Below are 4,174 nucleotides of genomic sequence, written 5' to 3' on the forward strand. Positions count from 1 at the left end.
GTGATAAATAATGATGCGGGTGTATTAAACCCAATATCAGATGAAACCCCCAAGGTCATACTACATACAGAGCGTTCTAGTCGTATTAAAAGAATTCAAACCGTATCGATGGTTTTATTATTCTTGGCCGCAGTTATTAACTTTCTTGACCGTAGTTCTTTATCTGTAGCGAATTTAACCATTCGTGAAGAGCTAGGGCTAAGTGCCACGGAGATTGGTTTTCTGCTTTCCGCATTTTCTCTGGCATACGGTATTGCTCAACTGCCGTGTGGCCCGTTGTTAGACCGTAAAGGCCCGCGCATTATGTTAGGGCTAGGCATGTTTGTATGGTCATTCTTTCAGGCGCTATCCGGGGCAGTTCATACCTTTACGCAATTTATTCTGGTACGTATTGGGTTAGGTATCGGTGAGGCACCCATGAACCCTTGCGGTGTGAAAGTGATAAATGACTGGTTCAATATTAAAGAACGTGGCCTGCCTATGGGGATATTTAATTCCGCGTCGACAATTGGTTTAGCCATCAGTCCACCTATTCTGGCCGCCATGATGATGGTTATCGGTTGGCGTGGGATGTTTATTACCATTGGTCTTCTGGGGATCGCACTTTCTATCGGTTGGTATCTGCTTTACCGTAATCGTGACAGTATCAATTTAACCGAAGCAGAACAAAAATATCTTGATGCTGGCAGTGTTAATGTAAGTCGTAAGCCTATGAATTTTAAAGAATGGCGTGGCTTATTCCGTAATCGGACTATGTGGGGCATGATGCTGGGCTTCAGTGGCGTCAATTATACCGCATGGCTCTATCTGGCATGGCTACCGGGCTATTTGCAGACAACGTATCATTTAAATCTTGCCAGCACTGGCATGTTTGCTTCTATTCCCTTTATTTTCGGCGCGGCAGGCATGTTATGTAATGGATTCATTACCGATTTTCTGGTCCGTCAGGGTATGGCTCCTTTAAAAAGCCGCAAAATATGCATTGCGGTCGGTATGTTGCTGTCAGCGGCATTTACCTCTGTCGTCGTCCGTGCTGACACTACCGGGAGTGCGGTTATATTAATAGGCATGGCACTGTTCTGTATTCACTTCGCTGGGACATCATGCTGGGGGCTTATACATGTCGCGGTCTCTTCTCGTATGACTGCATCGGTTGGCAGCATACAGAATTTTGCCAGTTTCATATTTGCATCATTTGCACCGGTGATAACGGGTTGGATAGTTGATACCACTCACTCATTTAGCCTGGCATTAACCATCTGTTCTTGCGTTACTGTCCTCGGGGCTCTGTCTTACATATTCATTGTACGTGAACCCATTTTAGATACCGCAAAATAAAATGAGCAAGGCCGATCAGAACTCTCGATGAGATAACGATCGGCCTTTCTTGGTTATCTTTGTGGCTGGCAATGATGGCGGCGCTTAAACCAGGATTGCATCATGCCTGGGCGTGAGAACATCACTAAATTACCTAATAGGATGAGTAGTAAACCAATAATGGCATTCAGGTGCCAGTGATAGCCTTCATAGAAGGTTGATATGGTTAGGGCCACCAGCGGAAATAACAAGGTGCTATAAGCCGCACCACTGGCTCCGATTCGTCCAATCAAGCTGAAATAGGCGGCAAATGCAATCACGGAACCGAAGATAGCCAGATACAGCAATGAGCCAAGGTAACGTGGCGTGAGTTCGAGAGTAAAAGAGTGTTGTTGAATCAGACTGAAAAGTCCCATCACTGCCGCACCATAAGTCATGGCATAAGCATTGGTTGACAGAATATCCAATCCCCTGCGTTGGTGGCGGCTACTGATCATATTACCCAGAGAAAAACCATAGGTACCCAGCAAACTTAAGCCAATACCTTTAAGTAATTCCGGGGCCATTTGTGTGGCGGTCAGGTCTTGCCAGAACAAAGCAACAATACCTATCATGCCGAGGATACTGGCTGGCAGCAGGTTAGGGCTAAGGCGTTGGCGAAAGAAAAGCATGCCATTGATGGCATTAAACAGTACCGCCATTGAGAAAATAACCGATTCCAGACCGCTACTGATATAAGCCGCAGCATGATAAAAACAGTAAAAATTAAAAGCAAAGACACAAACCCCTTGTGCCAGACAAAAAAGGTGGTCACGTACCGTGAGCTGGTGCAGTCGGCGGGCGAGCAGTAAAACGATCATCATGACACCGGCCGCCAGCACAAACCGATAAAAAATGGACACAGTAATAGCAACATCACCTTGCTGTTGTAGGGTAATAGCAATCCAGGTCGTTCCCCAGATCAGTACAACTAACAAATATAGCAGCGCGTTCATCGTTATTTCTCATCACAGCTAGAAAACAGCAGTATCCGGTATGGGAAGCAGAGGCGCTTTCAGCGGCTTGCTTTAAATTGCAAAATCTTGCGCATTTTTACGATAAATCACTGGAAAATATAGTCTGCCGTCTGGCAAGCCATTAAACTGGTTTCATCCGCGTACCCAAAGGAAGTCAGCGCAATGTTGGAACGGTATCAAGCCTTTGAAACCCTAAAAGAACACAAAGCGCGCTTGCATGATTGTGTGCAACTCGGCTCGGGTATTCAATTGGCTGCCTGGTCTAACCGTGATGACTGTATTACACAAGAAAGCCCTGATCACCACACCTTGAGCCTGTATGTTGCCGATGGCTATGAGTGCTATCACAAAACGCGCGCTGGCTGGAAAAATGGCGGTGGACCGGATCGTTTTTGTATTATGCCAAAGGGCAGCTTATCCAGTTGGGATGTGCGGGATGACCTGTCATTTGTACATTTGTATTGCACCGATAAGCATCTGCGCCAGCTAGCTGAACAAATTTGGGAGCGCAGCCCCCAGTCAATTCAGGTTGATGAACGAATTTTCGCAGAAGATCCGCAAATAACGTTGTTATATCGCCAATTTTTACTGAATTGTAACTGGCAAGAACAGGCCAATCATTTAGCCCTCAGTAGTGCTGCTACCTTGTTGATGACCCATTTATTAAAAAATTACACCCAGTTGCAGTGGGCGATCCCCATAATTCGCGGTGGGTTGTCTCCGGCAGTGTTAAAACGGGTGAAAGAGTATATTGACGAACATCTTTCACAGCCGTTGCTGTTGTCAGACCTTGCTGAACAGGCAGGGTTGAGTGAGTTCCATTTCGCACGGATGTTTAAGCAGAGTACTGGGCTGGCACCACATCAATTTGTGTTGAAAGCGCGGTTATCTCGCGCAGACCAGCTATTAAGACATAGTATGATGCCGCTTATTCACATTGCCCTGGAGTGTGGTTTCAGCTCTGCCAGCCACTTCAGTAACTGTTTTAAAGTGGCTTATGACCTAACGCCCTCGACTATTCGGCAACGCTAATCACAGCACGCTATAAGGGGCAACTTAGGTCACCTTCAGCACAATCAAGGAATGACTGTAGTTCTGCCGAGCGAGCTTCAGTTTTGTGGGTCAAACAAGCCGAGATAATCATAGGATGCACTGAACCGCCTTCGGTGGCTGAGGATTGGAAGGTACAATCTGCGTCACGGTATTTTATCCAGGTAAGTTGCGCACTCTTTAATAATGCTCTTTGGGCAACTGGGGTTTTGGCCAAAACCTGTTTATAAATACGGTTTAGTTCGGTATCGGCTTTCTTATAATCTAAATTTGCGCACTGGTTCATATCCAGTTGTGTCAGTGCGTTCTGGCAGTCAAGTGCCAATGCCTGGTGGACGGGTAATGCCAGTAGCGATATCAATATGATCTTCTTTAACATGATTATTTCTCCCCAATAATAGTCAAAAATAATGTTAGCCCCACATTAAGTAATGTGAGGCTCAGAGTTATATTACATTGGTTTCTTAGGTACCCACTCAATCTCTTTTTTCATCTCAGTAATTTTTTTGTTCGGTGATTTTTTACAAACATCAATCACTTTTGGTGTGTAGACCTGGTCTATTTCCTGGAAATCGACGCTATCGCCTTTTTTATACTGGATATCCTGGTTTAGGATCCAGAAAGCGACGGGGGTCATACTTTTCGGATTAAGATCAAGGAATTCTTTGCAGGTCATCTCTGTTGGGGTAGTGGGTGATGATGCCGCGAATACTGTGTTAACGGTTACGAGCATGAGTGTCACAATGACACTCTTAAGCAGTGATTTATAGAACATGACTATTTCCTTATCT

The 4,174-nt window shown here is 45.3% G+C and carries 5 protein-coding genes; 2 read left to right on the forward strand and 3 right to left on the reverse strand.

The features are described 5' to 3' along the window. The first annotated feature begins 108 nt into the window (after window positions 1–108). The gene (locus V1952_RS20360; RefSeq protein WP_420075422.1) at window positions 109–1,338 is read left to right on the forward strand and encodes an MFS transporter; all 1,230 of its coding nucleotides are present in this window, start codon (window positions 109–111) and stop codon (window positions 1,336–1,338) included. 53 nt (window positions 1,339–1,391) lie between these two features. Here V1952_RS20360 and V1952_RS20365 read toward each other — a convergent pair whose 3' ends face one another. Further along, on the reverse strand, window positions 1,392–2,312 hold the full coding sequence (locus V1952_RS20365; RefSeq protein ID WP_372559229.1) for a DMT family transporter: 921 nt from the start codon (window positions 2,310–2,312) through the stop codon (window positions 1,392–1,394). Between the two features lie 183 nt (window positions 2,313–2,495). On the opposite strand from V1952_RS20365, the gene V1952_RS20370 reads away from it, so the two are divergent. Further along, window positions 2,496–3,365 (forward strand): helix-turn-helix domain-containing protein, encoded by an 870-nt coding sequence (locus tag V1952_RS20370; protein ID WP_420075421.1) that lies wholly within the window; start codon window positions 2,496–2,498, stop codon window positions 3,363–3,365. Between the two features lie 10 nt (window positions 3,366–3,375). On the opposite strand, the gene V1952_RS20375 is transcribed toward V1952_RS20370, so the two are convergent. Both V1952_RS20375 and hdeB read right to left on the reverse strand, forming a co-directional pair. Then, a complete protein-coding gene (locus V1952_RS20375) occupies window positions 3,376–3,762 on the reverse strand; it encodes a lysozyme inhibitor LprI family protein (RefSeq protein ID WP_372559227.1) in 387 nt (128 codons plus the stop codon). 72 nt (window positions 3,763–3,834) lie between these two features. Then, entirely contained in the window at window positions 3,835–4,158 is a 324-nt protein-coding gene (hdeB, locus tag V1952_RS20380) for an acid-activated periplasmic chaperone HdeB (protein WP_372559226.1), read from the reverse strand. Window positions 4,159–4,174: the final 16 nt, after the last annotated feature.

The sequence above is a fragment of the Yersinia sp. 2542 StPb PI genome (assembly GCF_048593855.1).
Taxonomy (GTDB): domain Bacteria; phylum Pseudomonadota; class Gammaproteobacteria; order Enterobacterales; family Enterobacteriaceae; genus Yersinia; species Yersinia enterocolitica_E.

What these genes read in the sequence shown, in the direction of transcription:
- V1952_RS20375 (WP_372559227.1), bottom strand. Translation starts at nt 3,762, where the DNA reads ATGTTAAAGAAGATCATATTGATATCGCTACTGGCATTACCCGTCCAC.
- V1952_RS20360 (WP_420075422.1), top strand. Translation starts at nt 109, where the DNA reads ATGGTTTTATTATTCTTGGCCGCAGTTATTAACTTTCTTGACCGTAGT.
- V1952_RS20365 (WP_372559229.1), bottom strand. Translation starts at nt 2,312, where the DNA reads ATGAACGCGCTGCTATATTTGTTAGTTGTACTGATCTGGGGAACGACC.
- V1952_RS20370 (WP_420075421.1), top strand. Translation starts at nt 2,496, where the DNA reads ATGTTGGAACGGTATCAAGCCTTTGAAACCCTAAAAGAACACAAAGCG.
- hdeB (WP_372559226.1), bottom strand. Translation starts at nt 4,158, where the DNA reads ATGTTCTATAAATCACTGCTTAAGAGTGTCATTGTGACACTCATGCTC.